The organism is Pseudomonas huaxiensis (assembly GCF_003231275.1).
Classification (GTDB): Bacteria; Pseudomonadota; Gammaproteobacteria; order Pseudomonadales; family Pseudomonadaceae; genus Aquipseudomonas; species Aquipseudomonas huaxiensis.
Genome location: NZ_QKVL01000001.1, coordinates 309,046 through 322,913, shown reverse-complemented (window position 1 = coordinate 322,913; position 13,868 = coordinate 309,046). Strand labels below are relative to the sequence as shown.

Annotated in this window: 15 protein-coding genes and 1 pseudogene; 7 read left to right on the top strand and 9 right to left on the bottom strand. The window is 63.6% G+C overall.

Annotation, left to right across the window (positions count from 1 at the left end; translation table 11 throughout):
- Positions 1 to 6: 6 nt before the first annotated feature.
- Positions 7 to 1,107 (bottom strand): efflux RND transporter periplasmic adaptor subunit, encoded by a 1,101-nt coding sequence (locus tag DM374_RS01465; RefSeq protein WP_110968256.1) that lies wholly within the window; start codon positions 1,105 to 1,107, stop codon positions 7 to 9.
- A gap of 264 nt (positions 1,108 to 1,371) precedes the next feature.
- On the opposite strand from DM374_RS01465, the gene DM374_RS01460 reads away from it, so the two are divergent.
- Entirely contained in the window at positions 1,372 to 2,007 is a 636-nt protein-coding gene (locus DM374_RS01460; RefSeq protein WP_110968255.1) for a TetR/AcrR family transcriptional regulator, read from the top strand.
- 212 nt (positions 2,008 to 2,219) lie between these two features.
- Here the strand turns inward: DM374_RS01460 and DM374_RS01455 are convergent, their stop codons facing one another.
- The gene (locus DM374_RS01455) at positions 2,220 to 2,999 is read right to left on the bottom strand and encodes a class I SAM-dependent methyltransferase (RefSeq protein ID WP_110968254.1); all 780 of its coding nucleotides are present in this window, start codon (positions 2,997 to 2,999) and stop codon (positions 2,220 to 2,222) included.
- A gap of 90 nt (positions 3,000 to 3,089) precedes the next feature.
- On the opposite strand from DM374_RS01455, the gene DM374_RS01450 reads away from it, so the two are divergent.
- The gene (locus DM374_RS01450) at positions 3,090 to 3,710 is read left to right on the top strand and encodes an energy transducer TonB (RefSeq protein ID WP_110968253.1); all 621 of its coding nucleotides are present in this window, start codon (positions 3,090 to 3,092) and stop codon (positions 3,708 to 3,710) included.
- Here the strand turns inward: DM374_RS01450 and DM374_RS01445 are convergent.
- From DM374_RS01445 to ppc, 7 genes are all read right to left on the bottom strand, one after another.
- Positions 3,707 to 4,399: an extensin-like domain-containing protein gene (locus DM374_RS01445; RefSeq protein ID WP_404821270.1), complete on the bottom strand. Its 693-nt coding sequence runs from the start codon at positions 4,397 to 4,399 to the stop codon at positions 3,707 to 3,709. The two genes, DM374_RS01450 and DM374_RS01445, sit on opposite strands and share 4 nt — an antisense overlap.
- A gap of 5 nt (positions 4,400 to 4,404) precedes the next feature.
- Positions 4,405 to 5,235, bottom strand: coding sequence for an isocitrate lyase/PEP mutase family protein (locus DM374_RS01440; RefSeq protein ID WP_110968252.1), 831 nt, complete (start codon positions 5,233 to 5,235; stop codon positions 4,405 to 4,407).
- A gap of 30 nt (positions 5,236 to 5,265) precedes the next feature.
- A complete protein-coding gene (locus DM374_RS01435; RefSeq protein ID WP_110968251.1) occupies positions 5,266 to 6,135 on the bottom strand; it encodes a DUF72 domain-containing protein in 870 nt (289 codons plus the stop codon).
- 4 nt (positions 6,136 to 6,139) lie between these two features.
- On the bottom strand, positions 6,140 to 6,436 hold the full coding sequence (locus DM374_RS01430; protein WP_110968250.1) for a hypothetical protein: 297 nt from the start codon (positions 6,434 to 6,436) through the stop codon (positions 6,140 to 6,142).
- Between the two features lie 129 nt (positions 6,437 to 6,565).
- On the bottom strand, positions 6,566 to 7,240 hold the full coding sequence (gene tsaB / locus DM374_RS01425) for a tRNA (adenosine(37)-N6)-threonylcarbamoyltransferase complex dimerization subunit type 1 TsaB (protein WP_110968249.1): 675 nt from the start codon (positions 7,238 to 7,240) through the stop codon (positions 6,566 to 6,568).
- Positions 7,241 to 7,426: 186 nt separating this feature from the next.
- Positions 7,427 to 8,074: an adenylate kinase gene (gene adk / locus DM374_RS01420; protein WP_095154127.1), complete on the bottom strand. Its 648-nt coding sequence runs from the start codon at positions 8,072 to 8,074 to the stop codon at positions 7,427 to 7,429.
- A 266-nt stretch (positions 8,075 to 8,340) separates the two neighbouring features.
- A complete protein-coding gene (gene ppc, locus DM374_RS01415) occupies positions 8,341 to 10,968 on the bottom strand; it encodes a phosphoenolpyruvate carboxylase (protein WP_110968248.1) in 2,628 nt (875 codons plus the stop codon).
- A gap of 130 nt (positions 10,969 to 11,098) precedes the next feature.
- Between ppc and DM374_RS01410 the strand changes: the two genes are divergently transcribed.
- From DM374_RS01410 to DM374_RS33570, 5 genes and pseudogenes are all read left to right on the top strand, one after another.
- Positions 11,099 to 11,443 (top strand): pilin assembly protein, encoded by a 345-nt coding sequence (locus DM374_RS01410; RefSeq protein ID WP_110968247.1) that lies wholly within the window; start codon positions 11,099 to 11,101, stop codon positions 11,441 to 11,443.
- Positions 11,444 to 11,760: 317 nt separating this feature from the next.
- On the top strand, positions 11,761 to 12,186 hold the full coding sequence (locus DM374_RS01405) for a DUF4398 domain-containing protein (protein WP_095154130.1): 426 nt from the start codon (positions 11,761 to 11,763) through the stop codon (positions 12,184 to 12,186).
- Positions 12,187 to 12,233: 47 nt separating this feature from the next.
- Complete coding sequence (locus DM374_RS01400) at positions 12,234 to 13,022, top strand: OmpA family protein (RefSeq protein ID WP_110968246.1); 789 nt, start codon at positions 12,234 to 12,236, stop codon at positions 13,020 to 13,022.
- A 220-nt stretch (positions 13,023 to 13,242) separates the two neighbouring features.
- Positions 13,243 to 13,548, top strand: coding sequence for a type II toxin-antitoxin system Phd/YefM family antitoxin (locus DM374_RS01395; RefSeq protein ID WP_110968584.1), 306 nt, complete (start codon positions 13,243 to 13,245; stop codon positions 13,546 to 13,548).
- Between the two features lie 173 nt (positions 13,549 to 13,721).
- Positions 13,722 to 13,850, top strand: a pseudogene (locus DM374_RS33570) (type II toxin-antitoxin system RelE family toxin); the annotation flags it as partial.
- Positions 13,851 to 13,868 lie beyond the last annotated feature (18 nt).

Genomic DNA, 13,868 nt, shown 5'->3' with positions numbered 1-13,868 from the left:
CGGGACTTACTCCTTGGCCGCCAGATTCACCACGCGATTGGACCGGTCCACCGGCCGTACTTCCTGCCCCTCGTGCAGCACATGACCGCCAGCGGCGACCACCCAGTCGGACGCGCTCAGGCCTTCCAGCACCGGCACGCTGTCCTGACCATAGGCGCCGACCCGTACCGGGGTGCGTTTCAGGGTGTTGTTGGCATCGACACGCCAGACGTAGGTCTGACCGTTCTCCGCGCTCAGCGCCGACAGCGGCACCGCCAGCGGGATCTGCTCGGCGTGCTGGATAAAGACCCGGGCGCTCTGGCCCAGCTCGGCCGGCACCTTGCCGGTGTTGAAGGCAATGCGCGCGGCGAAGGTGCGCGAGCGCGGGTCGGCGGCAGGCGACAGCTCGCGGATACGACCCTCGAAGCGCTGGCCGGGTTGCGACCACAGCTCCACGGCGACCGGCTGGCCCACCGCGAAGCGACCGAAGTTCTGCTCCGGCAGACTGATCAGCACCTCGCGCTCACCGTCGGCAGCCACGGTGAACACAGTCTGACCGGCGGCGACCACCTGGCCGACTTCCACCTGACGCTTGGCGACCACGCCGTCCTGAGTCGCGCGCAGCACCGAATACCCGGCCTGGTTGCCCGCCACGTCGAACTCGGCGCGCATCTGCTTGACCCGGGCCAGGCCCGAGCGATAGAGGTTTTCCGCGTTGTCGTATTGCGAATGGCTGACCATCTGCCGGTCCAGCAGCGTCTTGTAGCGGTCGCGCTCGGCCTGCACCAGATTCAGGTTGGCCTCGGCGGCGGCCATCTGCGCGCGGGTCGCTTCCAGTTGCAAGCGCACGTCCTGCGGGTCCAGCTCGGCCAGCGGCTGATCGGCCTTGACCCGTTGCCCCTCCTCCACCAGCCGCTTGCTCACCTTGCCGCCAATGCGGAAAGCCAGCTCCGGCTCGAAGCGCGCGCGCACCTCGCCGGGGTAGCTGTCCACCGCCGCCGATGCCGGCTGCGGCTGCACCACCATGGCGGGACGGATGACGGTGGGCGGCGTGCTTTCCTGCCCGCAAGCGGACAACAGCGCGATAAGAAGAGCGGGCAAAGCGACGGGCAAGGCATGGCGCAACATGGGAAATGACCTTTCGCGAAGGGTGCTTCGAATATTTATACTGGCGGGTATATTAAATCAGCGTATTGCGTGCGGGAAGCTGGCATTTAGACCTGGATCGTCTGTTTCGCAGTTGGCTTGGTCCGGGATTGCAGCACAGCCGTCACCGACCGTCGGAATCCCGCGTCTCCCGGCAGGCAATGGCCTGCCGACTGAACGCCGATCCTTGTAGCCGTTGTGTCCGGGTGTACCATTGCGCTCTTTCAAGCCTGTAAATACGAGCCAATGCCCAACGATTCCGCAGTGTCCACCGGCCCCGGCCGGCCCAAGGACCTGGCCAAGCGCCAGGCCATTCTCGAGGCCGCCAAGACGCTGTTCCTCACCAATGGCTATGCCAGCACCAGCATGGATGCGGTCGCGGCAGCGGCGGGTGTGTCGAAACTCACGGTCTACAGCCACTTCAACGACAAGGAAACGCTGTTCACCGAGGCGATCGTCGCCACCTGCCAGGCGCAATTGCCCGGTTTGATCTTCGAACTGCCCGAAGGCGTACCGCTGGAGCAGGTGCTGCTGAAGATCGGGCGCGGGTTTCAGGTGCTGATCAATAGCGATCACTCGGTGAAGCTGCATCGCCTGATCATTGCCCAGGGCCCGCAGGATCCGAAACTCGGGCAGATTTTCTTCGAGGCGGGACCGTTACGGGTGCTGCGCGAGACCGAGGCGTTGCTGCGCCTGGCGGATGAGCGGGGAATACTGCGGGTGGCCAATCCCTCTACGGCAGCCGAGCATTTCTTCTGCCTGCTCAAGGGTGGGGCGAACTTCAGGTTGCTGCTGGGGTGCGGCGGGCCGTTGGAGGCCGAAGACGCCGAGGCCCATGTGCGAGAGGTGGTGGAACTGTTTTTGCGGGCTTATCGGGTGTGAAAATCGAGGGCCTCATCGCCGGCAAGCCGGCTCCCACAGTGTTATGTGCACGCTGTCACTGTGGGAGCCGGTCTTGCCGGCGATGAGGCCAGCACTGATGGAAAAGCTAGCTGATCGGCCCCAATCGCTGCGGTTCGGGGCCCGACAAGCCGCACACAGTGCCCTCCCCCCACAACGTTCGTCTCGCACCAGCGACCGGCCCCTGAGAAACGCTAAGGCTTCAGCGCCTTCTTCGGATAAATGTCATACCGGCTGGATTTCCCCTCAAGGCTATGGCTCGGCTTCGGTCCGTCGATGATCGGCGCCTTGCGCGGGCGCTTGACCACCACCCGGTGAGTGGCCAGCGCCAGAGCTGCTTCGAGCAGCGCGGGTGCGTCGAGGTCGTCGCCCACCAGCGGGCGGAATACGCGCATTTCCTTTTTCACCAAGGCGCTCTTGTCGCGATGCGGGAACATCGGGTCGAGGTAGATCACCTGCGGCGCCTCACCCTGCCAGTCACGCATGCGCTCGATGGCGTTGCCGTGCAGCAGGTTCATCCGGGCGACGATCGCGCCCACTTCAGCATTCCCCGCAGCGCGGGCCAGGCCATCTTCCAGCAGCGCCGCCACCAGCGGCTGACGCTCGATCAACTGCATCTGGCAGCCGAGGCTGGCGAGTACGAAAGCATCCTTGCCCAGCCCCGCCGTGGCATCCAGCACCTGCGGCCGCACGCCTTGGGCGATACCCACCGCCTTGGCGATCATCTGCCCACTGCCGCCACCATAAACCCGTCGATGCGCCGCGGCGCCCTCAACGAAGTCCACCCGCACCGGCCCCGGCGCTTGCGGACCGAGTTGCTGGATCTGCAGCCCGTCAGGCCCGACCTGCACGGCGAACGCGGCGTCGTCATCCTGCAGCGGCAAGCCCAGCCGCGCCGCCCACTGCTCGGCCCGCGCCTGATAGTCCGCGGCCAGAGCCTCGACCCGGATCCCGCCTTCCAACCGCTGCTCCACGCTCACCTTCCTGCTGAAAAAAAGTTAAAGATCGGCGACGACTGCCGATAAAAAAAGTACGCGCTATTTTGCCAGAGCTCTTCGACGACCATGTCAGAGATTGTTCAACTTCCTTCCGGCTACATTTCACCCGTTGGTGACTATGCCCGGCACAACACCCAGACCCTCGGCGGCGTCAGCCACCTGTGGTCGGACTTCTTCGCCCGCGCCCTGGCCGCGCAGCAGGAAGAAGGTGTGGTGCAGGCGCCGCTGCCGGTCGAGGAAGTGAATGTCGAAACTGGCGAACCCATCACCGGCAGCCAGACCCTGGCGCAGATCCACAGCCAGCGCCTGTGCAACGTGCAAGACACCGAAATCACCCCGCCAGAGCCGCTGTTCCTGCCGATCGCCGAGTTCGAGCTGGACCTGCTGGACAAGCCCGCGCCACCGTTCAGCGCCGCCGAACTGATCGAACAACAGCGCCAACTGGACACCACCAGCAGTTGGGTGCGCCCGGTCGTCATGCATCAGGGGCATCCACACCCGGAGCCAGGCCCGGCGCCGTCGTCGTACCCGCTGCACCTGCCGATCGCCGAGCTGGAACGCAATCTGCTGGATCCGGCCCCGGAACCGTTCGACGAAATCACCCTGGCCAAGCAGCAGCACGATCTGGAATTCGACCTGCAATGGGCGCGTCCGGTGGTGCTGAACAACGTGCGCATCGCCGCCTAACGGCAGATCTGCCAGCCACCCATATCCAAGTGAAAGTGGTTGTGATGGGCCGCGTTGTAGTCTGGCCCCAACACCGTATTGAAGCTCTCGCAGGCACCCGCGTGGACCTGACGCAGAAATTGCGCCTTGGGCCCCTCCCCGTTCCAGTCCTTTTGCAGCTCGATGCGCTGGCCGTCTTTCAGGCGAAAGCCGGCGATATCCAGAGCGTTGGCGCTGGCGTGCTGGCTGCGCCGGCCTTCGGCGCGGTTGTACATATTGCGGCAGGCGTAGCTACCCAGGTGATCCACCTGCACCACTGGCTGGCCGAAGACCCGTTGCGCCGCCGGTTGCAGGCCGTGGCGCTCGAACAGGGCGAAGGCCACCGCCACCGGGCAGGTGGCGAGAAAGCTGCTGCTCAGCCGCACCGGCGCGTCCTGGACCCGCACCACATTGCTCAGCGGACAGGTCGCACTCGCAGGGCTGTCGGCCTGCACGGTGTAGCCCAGGCCGGAGGTGGCCAGTGTCTCGGCGCAGCGCTGGGGATCATCGCGCAACCGTCCGAGCTTCCACGAGGTCAGCAGGTTCGGCGGCGAGCGCATATCCAGCGGCGCCCACGGGTTCCATTCGTCCGGCAGGCGCCAGCCCTGCTTCCAGCCGTACAACGCCGCAGCACCCAGTACCGCCAGCAGCACCAGCCCGCCGTAGCGCACGGCGGTCAGCGCCGGAACATCTGGTTCAACTGATCGAACGGCAGCGCCTGCTCGGCGTAGTCGAAACGCCCGTCACCGCGAATGCGCTTCGCCGCATCGAAGAACGCACCGTAAGCGGCGCGGGCCAGCGACGAGCCGACACTGATGCGCTTCACGCCCAGCGCCTGCACGTCATCGAAGCTCAGGGTCATCCCGCTCAGCCCCATCAGCAGGTTTACCGGCTTTGGCGCCACTGCCTGCACCACCCGGCGGATATCCTCGGCGCTACGCAGCCCGGGCGCATAGAGCACGTCCGCGCCGGCTTCGGCGAAGGCTTGCAGGCGGGCGATGGTGTCGTCCAGATCATGACGGCCGTGCAGGAGGTTTTCCGCACGGGCGCAGAGCATGAACGGGAAATCCAGGCTGCGGGCGGCGGCCACGGCGGCCTCGACCCGCTCCACCGCGCGGTGGAAGCTGTAGATCGGCTCGTCTTCACGACCGGTTGCATCCTCGATGGAACCGCCGACCAGACCGATACGCGCCGCTTGCAGGATGGTCTCGGCGCAGCCGGAAGGCTCGTCGCTGAAACCGTTTTCCAGGTCCGCCGCGACCGGCAAGGCGGTGGCATCGACGATGGACAAGGCGTTGTCGAGGGTCTGTTCACGGCTGAGCGCGCCTTCGGCGTCCGGCCGGCCCAGGGAAAACGCCAGTCCCGCACTGGTGGTGGCCAGGGCCTCGAAGCCCAGGCTGGCGAGCATTTTCGCCGAGCCCGCATCCCAGGGATTGGGAATCACGAAAGCGCCGGGGCGCTCATGCAGGGCTTTGAACGCTTCGGCACGCAGGGTTTGCACATCCATGGTCGGAACTCCCAGGCAGACGACAGGAAATCACAGCAGGCCAAGTTGTTCGACCTGCGGCCCCCGGTCGGGTTCAGGCAAAGCCGGCAGACCGGGCAGGCGCTCCATCAGGCCGCGATGGAAACGTTGCGCCAGCGCTGCGGCCAGGCGGTTGTCAGCGGTATGCAGAAACACGTAGGGGCTGCGCCCCTCTTCGATCCAGGCGGCGACCTTGTCCAGCCATTGCAGAAGGAAGCTTTCGTTGGCCTCCAGCTCAGGATGGCCAATGAAACGCACCTGTGGGTGCTGGCTGAAGGCGGTCGGTCGCGGCGGCACCCGCGGCTTCTTCGATTGCGCGTGCAGCACGCTGGGCTCCTGCGAGGTGCAACTGAACAGCGCACGAGGATCCAGGCAGATGCGCTCGACCCCACGGTCCAGCAGCAGGCGATTGAGCAGGCGTTCGTCCTCACCCTTGGCGAAGAAGGCGCTGTTGCGCACTTCCACAGCAATCGGCACGTCGATCTCGTCGATGAAGTGCACCAGCTCGCCGAGCCGTGCGGGGCTGAAGGTCGCCGGCAGTTGCAGCCAGTACGGCGCTACCCGCGCGCCCAGCGGCCTGAGCAGTTCGACAAAGGCCCGCGCGGCGTCGAGTTGCCCGTGCAGATCGCCGCTGTGGCTGATGTCGCCGGGAAACTTGGCAGTGAACCGGAAGTGTTCGGGCATGACCTGGGCCCAGCGCTGGATGGTAGCGGGCGCGGGACGGGCATAGAAGGTGGTGTTGCCTTCGACGGCATTGAAGACCTGGCAGTACAACGCGAGGAAATCAGTGCTCTTGGCATCGGCGGGATACAGGTAGTCGCGCCAGGCGTTTTCGCTCCAGGACGGACAACCGAGAAAATAAGGCAGGGATGACAGGCTCATCCGCTCAAATGTACAGATCCAGCCCCAGTACTTCCATCTCCCAATCAACGAAGCCAGCGGTGGTCATGTAGCTGGTCAGGGCGTGCTTGGTGCGGCGGTTGCGGGCGCGGGGGAAGATCATGTCCTGCGGACGGGCCGGCAGGCCGGCAGTGCGGTTGGCATTGCCGGTGCTGGCGGGCTGCGCCTGGACTTCGAATTCGCCGGGAAGATCTTCTTCCTCCGACTCTTCCACACGCACCGGCCCTTTGCGCTGAGGGCGCTTGAGCGGATAAGACTGTGAGGAAAAGCCGTCGATACGCATGACGATATACTCAGGGACAATGATGGCAATTTAGCGGCACCAGAGCTCCTGCGCAAATGCCCGACTGATAACTGGACCACATATCACTAAAAAGGTTTACGGCGTTTGGCGATAACCGACCAGAGGCGATCAAGCGCCTTTAGGCGTCGCGACCTTGTCCCGCAGGTACACCGGCTGCGCTTGGTCAGCAGGCACGCTTTCGCCGCGCTGCCAGGCGAATTGCGCCAGGGTCAGCAGGTCCAGCGCGTGGGGCAGCATGCTCGCATCCTGAGCCTCGACCTTGACCGCCAGACGCTCACTGTAACCCCAGCCCGTACCGGCGCCAAACCACTGACCGCCCGCTCCTTGGGGCAACGCGACCTGCTCGGGCGGCAGTACTGCTTCGAGTCCTTGCAAACGCATTTCCCCTGCCTGTTCCTCGTAGCAGCCCCAATAGACTTCGTCCATTCGGGCATCGATGGCCGAGGCAACGCGGGTCACGCCATGCTCGCGCAGCGCACGCTGGGCCAGCACCGCCAGGTTCGACACCGGCAACACCGGACGCTCCAGGGCGAACGCCAGGCCCTGCACCACGCCGATGGCGATGCGCACGCCGGTGAAGGCGCCCGGGCCACGGCCAAAGGCGATGGCATCCACCGCCGACAAGGCGACCCCGGCTTCGGCCAGCAAGGTCTGGATCATCGGCAGCAGCTTTTGCGCATGCAGGCGCGGAATCACCTCGTAGTGGCTCGTGATCTTGCCGTCGTGCAGCAAGGCGACAGAGCAGGCTTCAGTGGCGGTATCCAGGGCCAGCAAGGTGGTCATTGGGGGTTCCAGGCGAGAGAAAAAAGAGCCGCATTATAGACGCAGTTGCAAGCTTCAAGTGGCAAGCTGCAAGAACAAACCGACCTGCGCGATACCCGCTCTTTCTTGCAGCTTGCAGCTTATAGCTTTCAGCCGGAAACGAACAACGGCCCGCAAGCGGGCCGTTGGCGAAACATCGGGACGGGATCAGCTCAGGGCTGCCAGTACCTTGGCGGTGATGGCTTCTACCGAGCCAACGCCTTCGATGTGGCTGTACTTCGGCTTGCCATTGCTGGCAGCCAGCTTCTGGTAGAAGTCCACCAGAGGCTTGGTCTGGTCGTGGTACACGGACAGACGGTGACGTACGGTTTCTTCGGTGTCGTCTTTACGCTGAACCAGCGGCTCGCCGGTTTCGTCGTCCTTGCCTTCAACCTTCGGCGGGTTGTAGACGATGTGATAGACGCGACCGGAACCTTCGTGAACACGGCGACCGGCGATGCGCTGGACGATCTCTTCGTCTTCGACGGCGATCTCGATCACGGCATCCAGCTCGACGCCAGCAGTCACCAGGGCTTCTGCCTGAGGAATGGTGCGCGGGAAACCATCGAACAGGAAACCGTTCACGCAGTCAGGCTGGGCGATGCGGTCCTTGACCAGGTTGATGATCAGTTCGTCGGATACCAGCTTGCCAGCGTCCATGATCGCCTTGGCTTCCAGACCCAGCGGGGTGCCGGCCTTGACCGCGGCACGCAGCATGTCGCCGGTGGAAATCTGCGGAATACCGAACTTCTCGGTGATGAACTTTGCCTGAGTACCTTTACCGGCTCCGGGAGCTCCCAGCAGAATTACGCGCATCTCGTGCTCCTCATTTTTTATAAGCAAATCAATGGATTCGCGTGACTGGCGAATCGCAGGAAATCGGGCGATGACCGCAAATCGGTCAAAAGGCTGTCCAAGATACACAGCGCACCCGGACCATACAAGCGGTCGAAAGTCGGAAAAACCTGCGACAAGAAGCCTCGGTCTACACGGGTTGCGCCCGTCGCAACCGACGCTTCTTACACCTTATTCCTACCTATTGAAGGGCGTAATCTGACACCCCTCAATAGCTCGTCCGACACTCAACCGGTGTTGCGCAAACCGGCCGCGATGCCCGCCACTGTCACCAGCAGGGCCTGCTCCAACGGGCTGTCCAGAGCGGCTTCGCGCTCCCGTGAGCGCGCCAGCAGTTCGGCCTGGAGCAGGTGCAGCGGATCGAGGTAGGTATTGCGCAGACGGATGAACTCCAGGGTCGCCGGGCTGTGCGCCAGTAGCACCGGCTGGCCGGTCAGCCCCAGTACTACCTGGCACGCCTGCGACAATAGGTCGCGCAAATGTGCACCTAAAGGTCGCAGTTGCGGTTGCACCAGACGTTCGTCGTAGGAGCGGGCGATATCGGCGTCCGCCTTGGCCAGGACCATCTCCAGCATATCGATACGCGTGCGGAAGAATGGCCACTCCTCACGCATCTGCTGCAACAACGGTCCTTGGCCACGCGCCAGGGCATTGTTCAGCGCCGCTTCCCAGCCGAGCCAGGCTGGGAGCATCAACCGGGTCTGGGTCCAGCCGAAGATCCACGGGATCGCCCGCAAGCTTTCGATTCCCCCGGCACGGCGCTTGGCCGGACGGCTGCCTAGCGGCAAGCGGCCGAGTTCCTGCTCCGGGGTGGACTGGCGGAAGTATTCGACGAAATCGGGGTTTTCTCGCACAACACCGCGGTAGGTCTTGACCCCGTCGGCGGCCAGTTGGTCCATCACCTCACGCCACGCCGGTTGCGGCGGCGGCGGTGGCAGCAAGGTGGCTTCGAGCACCGCAGCCAGATAGAGGTTGAGGTTTTGTTCGGCAATGTCCGGCAGGCCGAACTTGAAGCGGATCATCTCGCCCTGCTCGGTGGTACGGAAGCGCCCGGCCACTGACCCCGGTGGCTGCGACAGGATCGCCGCGTGCGCCGGGCCGCCGCCACGGCCAACGGTGCCACCACGGCCGTGGAACAACAGCAATTCCACTTCCTGCTCGCGGCATATTCGCACCAGGGTTTCCTGGGCCCGATACTGCGCCCAGGCCGCCGCCGTGGTGCCGGCATCCTTGGCCGAATCGGAGTAGCCGATCATCACTTCCTGCGGGCCGTGCAGCCCGGCGCGGTAGCCCGGCAGGCCAAGCAGACGTTCCATAACCGGACCGGCGTTATCGAGGTCAGCCAGGGTTTCGAACAGCGGCACCACGCGCATCGGCCGCAGCAGCCCGGCTTCCTTGAGCAACAACTGCACCGCCAGCACATCGGAGGCGGCGCCGGCCATGGAAATGACATAGGAACCCAGCGAAGCCGCCGGAGCGTTGGCGATCTCGCGGCAGGTGGCGAGCACCTCGGCGGTGTCCGCCTGCGGTTTGAAGTGCGCTGGCAACAGCGGCCGGCGACTGCTCAGTTCGCGCTGGAGGAAGTCGATGCGCGCTTCTTCATTCCAGTCGGCGTAGCGACCCAGGCCCAGGTAATCGGTGATCTCGCTGAGGGCGGCGGCGTGGCGGCTGGAGTCCTGGCGCACATCGAGGCGCACCAGGAACAGGCCGAAGGTAACCGCACGGCGCAGGCAATCCAGCAACGGACCATCGGCGATCACGCCCATGCCACATTCGTGCAGCGACTCGAAACACAGGTGCAGCGGCTCGAACAGCTCGCGGTTGTCCTGCAACACCAGAGGCCCCGGAACCTGCGGCGCGGTCAGTGCCGACTGGGCCCAGGCGCGGGTCTCCCGCAGGCGCTCGCGCAGTGGCTTGAGCACCGCGCGGTAGGGCTCGGCGCAGTCGCCGACCTTGGCCCGCAACGCCGGGCTGGCCTGTTGCATCGACAGCTCGGCGGCCAGCGAATGGACGTCACGCAGGAACAGGTCCGCCGCCATCCAGCGCGCCAGCAACAGTACTTCACGGGTCACGCTGGCGGTGACATTGGGGTTGCCATCACGGTCGCCGCCCATCCACGAAGCGAAGCGAATCGGCGCCGCTTCCAGTGGCAAACGCAGTCCGGTGGCGTCGTGCAGGGCCTTGTCGGCCTTGCGCATATGGCTGGGGATGGCCTGCCAAAGGGAGTGCTCGATCACCGCGAAGCCCCACTTGGCTTCGTCCACCGGGGTCGGCCGGGTGCGGCGAATTTCCTCGGTGTGCCAGGCCTCGGCGATCAGCCGTTGCAGGCGTTCGCGCACCTGCTCACGCTCGGCGGCGGTCAGGTCGCGGTGGTCCTGGGCCGCCAGTTGCGCGGCGATGGCGTCGTATTTCTGAATCAGGGTACGGCGGGCCACTTCGGTGGGGTGGGCGGTCAACACCAGCTCGATATTGAGCTTGCCGAGTTGACGGGCCAAGGCATCGTCGCTGTGACCCGCGGCCTTGAGCCGGGCCAGCAGTTCGGGCAGGACCGTGGCCTCGAAGGGCTCGGGCTGGTCCTCGTCGCGCCGGCGAATCAGTTGGTACTGCTCGGCGATGTTGGCCAGGTTGAGGAACTGGTTGAAGGCCCGGGCGACCGGCAACAGCTCATCGTCTGCCAGGTCCGCAAGGGTCGAGCTCAATTGCTCCTCGCCGCCACTGCGATCGGCCTTGGCACTGTGGCGGATCGCCTCGATCTTCTGCAGGAAAGCCTCACCGTGCTGCTCGCGCACGGTGTCCCCCAACAATTCGCCCAACAGATGAACATCTTCACGCAAGCGCACATCGATATCGGTCATCAACCTTCTCCACACCTGGAAAAACCGCGTTGCCAGCAGAGTGCCCCAGTACCGGTCGTGCTTTCAAGGCGCAGCCTTCGGCCAAGTGGCTACGCTTTAACCAGGCCCATTGGCTTACACAGAGGACATCATGAAAATTCGCGAACTCGCCCAGTACTGGGAACAGAACGCAAAAGGACGCCTGAGCCCCACTGGCCACACGCTTTATCTGGACGTCGAGGCCGCGGCGCGGCTGGCCGCCCTGGCCGAGATGTACCCCAAGCGCCGTCCCGAAGAACTGCTCGGCGAACTGCTCGGTGCCGCCCTTGAAGAGCTGGAAGCAAGCTTCCCCTACATTCAGGGGCAGCAGGTGATTGCCACTGATGAGGAAGGCGATCCGCTGTATGAAGACGTCGGCGCCACGCCGCGCTTTCTTGCCCTGTCGCGCCAGCATTTGCGGGCGCTGAGCAGCAGCAAGGACACGTCGAAACACTGATTCTTCGCCTTGCTTCCCGAGCCTTTGCGCCGCTTCACCCTGACCGTTGCCACCTGCTGGCGAAGCGGCGCACAAGGCTTCCAGAGCCTCGCAATACCCCGCCACACCGGCAAAGTTCCAGCAAAACTCCACTGACCGATTAGTCAGAAAAAATCGCCTAACAAGCGGTACTTTTTCTGAACTTTTGAAAAAACGGTCGAGTCACAGCCCATAGCCACTACGGCAAAAAACCCTTCACTGCGAGCTCCGTCAGCTCTGGGTGAAGGAGCCAAGTCGATGGACTGTTACGGAACTCGTCGTTCATCAGGAGTGATCCAATGGAGTTGACCACCATGAAGACCCGCATCGAGAAAACCCCGTTCCAACTGCGCGGGATCAAGCTGGCCGCGCTGGCCCTGGGCAGTAGCCTGGTATTGGCCGGCTGTGCTGGCAAGCCACCCACCGAGCAGTACGCCGTGACCCAGTCGGCGGTCAATTCCGCCGTCAGCGCCGGTGGTACCGAGTACGCCGCCGTGGAGATGAAAGCCGCTCAGGACAAGTTCAAGCAAGCCGAAATCGCCATGCACGACAAGAAGTATGACGAAGCGAAGCTGCTGGCCGAACAGGCGGAGTGGGATGCCCGCGTCGCTGAGCGCAAGGCCCAGGCCATGAAAGCCCAGAAAGCCTTGCAGGACTCCCGCCAGGGCGTTCAGGAACTGCGCGAAGAAGGTATGCGCGCCGCCGAGCCCACCCAGCCGCAGTAAGCGCGCCATTGCCCCGTGCACTTCGAATTGATTAAAGGATGAACACTATGCGTAACCACGTGATGATCCCCGCCCTCCTGGCCCTGAGCATCGGCCTGGTCGCCTGCGCCCACCAGCCGAACCCGAATCTGGAATCGGCCCGCACCAACTTCTCCGCGCTGCAGAGCGATCCGCAGTCGAGCAAGGTCGCGGCCCTTGAAACCAAGGACGCCCAGGACTGGCTGAACAAGGCCGACAAGGCCTACATGGACAAGGAAGACAACAAGAAGGTCGACCAGCTCGCCTACCTGACCAACCAGCGCGTCGAAGTGGCCAAGCAGACCATCGCCCTGCGCACTGCCGAGGCCAACCTGAAAAACGCCGCCGCCCAGCGCGCCCAGGCCCGCCTGGATGCCCGTGACGCGCAGATCAAGAAGTTGCAGGAAAGCCTCAACGCCAAGCAGACCGAACGCGGCACCTTGGTGACCTTCGGCGACGTGCTGTTCGACTACAACAAGGCCGAGCTGAAACCCAGCGCCTACCCCAACATCACCAAGCTGGCGCAGTTCCTCCAGGAAAACCCTGACCGCAAGGTGATCGTCGAGGGCTACACCGACAGCACCGGCAGCGCCAACTACAACCAGGGCCTGTCCGAGCGTCGCGCCAACTCCGTGCGCATGGCGCTGGTCCGTGCCGGTGTCGACCCGGCCCGTATCGTTGCCCAGGGCTATGGCAAGGAATACCCGGTTGCCGATAACACCAGCAACTCGGGCCGTGCGCAAAACCGTCGCGTGGAAGTGACCATCTCCAACGACAACCAGCCAGTGGCACCACGTAGCGTGAGCAGCGCGCAATAAGCGTCAGGCTGAAATGAAAAATCCCGCCAGATTGGCGGGATTTTTTTGCTCTGTCACATTAAAAAACACTACTTAAAGCACCTTTAAAAGCACCACAAAAAGAACTACCATCGCGTTACTTCGCTTCCGGCAAAGCCGCTGATCTTCGATATCAGCCATGGCCTACCTGAAACGAGGCACCTCCCGACAGCGCACCCCATCAGGAAATGTTGCCATGGCAATGACATTCGCGGTCTTGGCCGATGTAGCCGCATCGGTCACCGACCTTAAAAAAGACCCCATGGGCACCCTCCGCGAAGCCAACGGCGAAACCGTTGTCATCCTCAACAGAAATGAGCCCGCGTTCTATGCGGTGCCGCCAGATCGCTACGAAGCGATGATGGAACTGATTGATGATGCGCAACTGGCGGAGCTCGTCAGGCAACGGCGTGGGGAGCCTGCCGTCAGGGTAGATATCGATGAGCTCATCGCGGACGCCGACGGGATTGCCACAAGATCAAGCTGCAAGACATCGGCTATCGGTTAACACCAGTCAGTTAGCGTTTCAGCGCCGATGTTGGGGCTGCTTTACAACCCTTCGCGAGCAAGCTCGCTCCTACAGGGCCCCCGCAAAACCTTGAGTCAGTGCTTTGTCTGTGCACAACTGTGTAGGAGCGAGCTTGCTCGCGAAGGGCTGCAAAGCGGCCCCAATTGGTTTAACTGACTGGCACTAGGTATCGGTTGGTCTATCAGGTCATCGAAGACCGGCTGGTCGTGTTGGTGATCGCCGTTGGCAAGCGAGAGAGAAACCAGGTCTACGGGGCTGCGGCAGCTCGCATCACCCATTGACGGTATAAAAGCCATCGC

Excerpts from the sequence above, each read along its gene's own strand:
- DM374_RS01430 (WP_110968250.1), bottom strand. The coding sequence starts at position 6,436 with ATGCGTATCGACGGCTTTTCCTCACAGTCTTATCCGCTCAAGCGCCCT.
- DM374_RS01410 (WP_110968247.1), top strand. The coding sequence starts at position 11,099 with ATGAAAATTCGCGAACTCGCCCAGTACTGGGAACAGAACGCAAAAGGA.
- DM374_RS01440 (WP_110968252.1), bottom strand. The coding sequence starts at position 5,235 with ATGGATGTGCAAACCCTGCGTGCCGAAGCGTTCAAAGCCCTGCATGAG.
- DM374_RS01460 (WP_110968255.1), top strand. The coding sequence starts at position 1,372 with ATGCCCAACGATTCCGCAGTGTCCACCGGCCCCGGCCGGCCCAAGGAC.
- DM374_RS01405 (WP_095154130.1), top strand. The coding sequence starts at position 11,761 with ATGGAGTTGACCACCATGAAGACCCGCATCGAGAAAACCCCGTTCCAA.
- DM374_RS01450 (WP_110968253.1), top strand. The coding sequence starts at position 3,090 with ATGTCAGAGATTGTTCAACTTCCTTCCGGCTACATTTCACCCGTTGGT.
- DM374_RS01400 (WP_110968246.1), top strand. The coding sequence starts at position 12,234 with ATGCGTAACCACGTGATGATCCCCGCCCTCCTGGCCCTGAGCATCGGC.
- adk (WP_095154127.1), bottom strand. The coding sequence starts at position 8,074 with ATGCGCGTAATTCTGCTGGGAGCTCCCGGAGCCGGTAAAGGTACTCAG.
- DM374_RS01395 (WP_110968584.1), top strand. The coding sequence starts at position 13,243 with ATGACATTCGCGGTCTTGGCCGATGTAGCCGCATCGGTCACCGACCTT.
- ppc (WP_110968248.1), bottom strand. The coding sequence starts at position 10,968 with ATGACCGATATCGATGTGCGCTTGCGTGAAGATGTTCATCTGTTGGGC.
- DM374_RS01465 (WP_110968256.1), bottom strand. The coding sequence starts at position 1,107 with ATGTTGCGCCATGCCTTGCCCGTCGCTTTGCCCGCTCTTCTTATCGCG.
- tsaB (WP_110968249.1), bottom strand. The coding sequence starts at position 7,240 with ATGACCACCTTGCTGGCCCTGGATACCGCCACTGAAGCCTGCTCTGTC.
- DM374_RS01435 (WP_110968251.1), bottom strand. The coding sequence starts at position 6,135 with ATGAGCCTGTCATCCCTGCCTTATTTTCTCGGTTGTCCGTCCTGGAGC.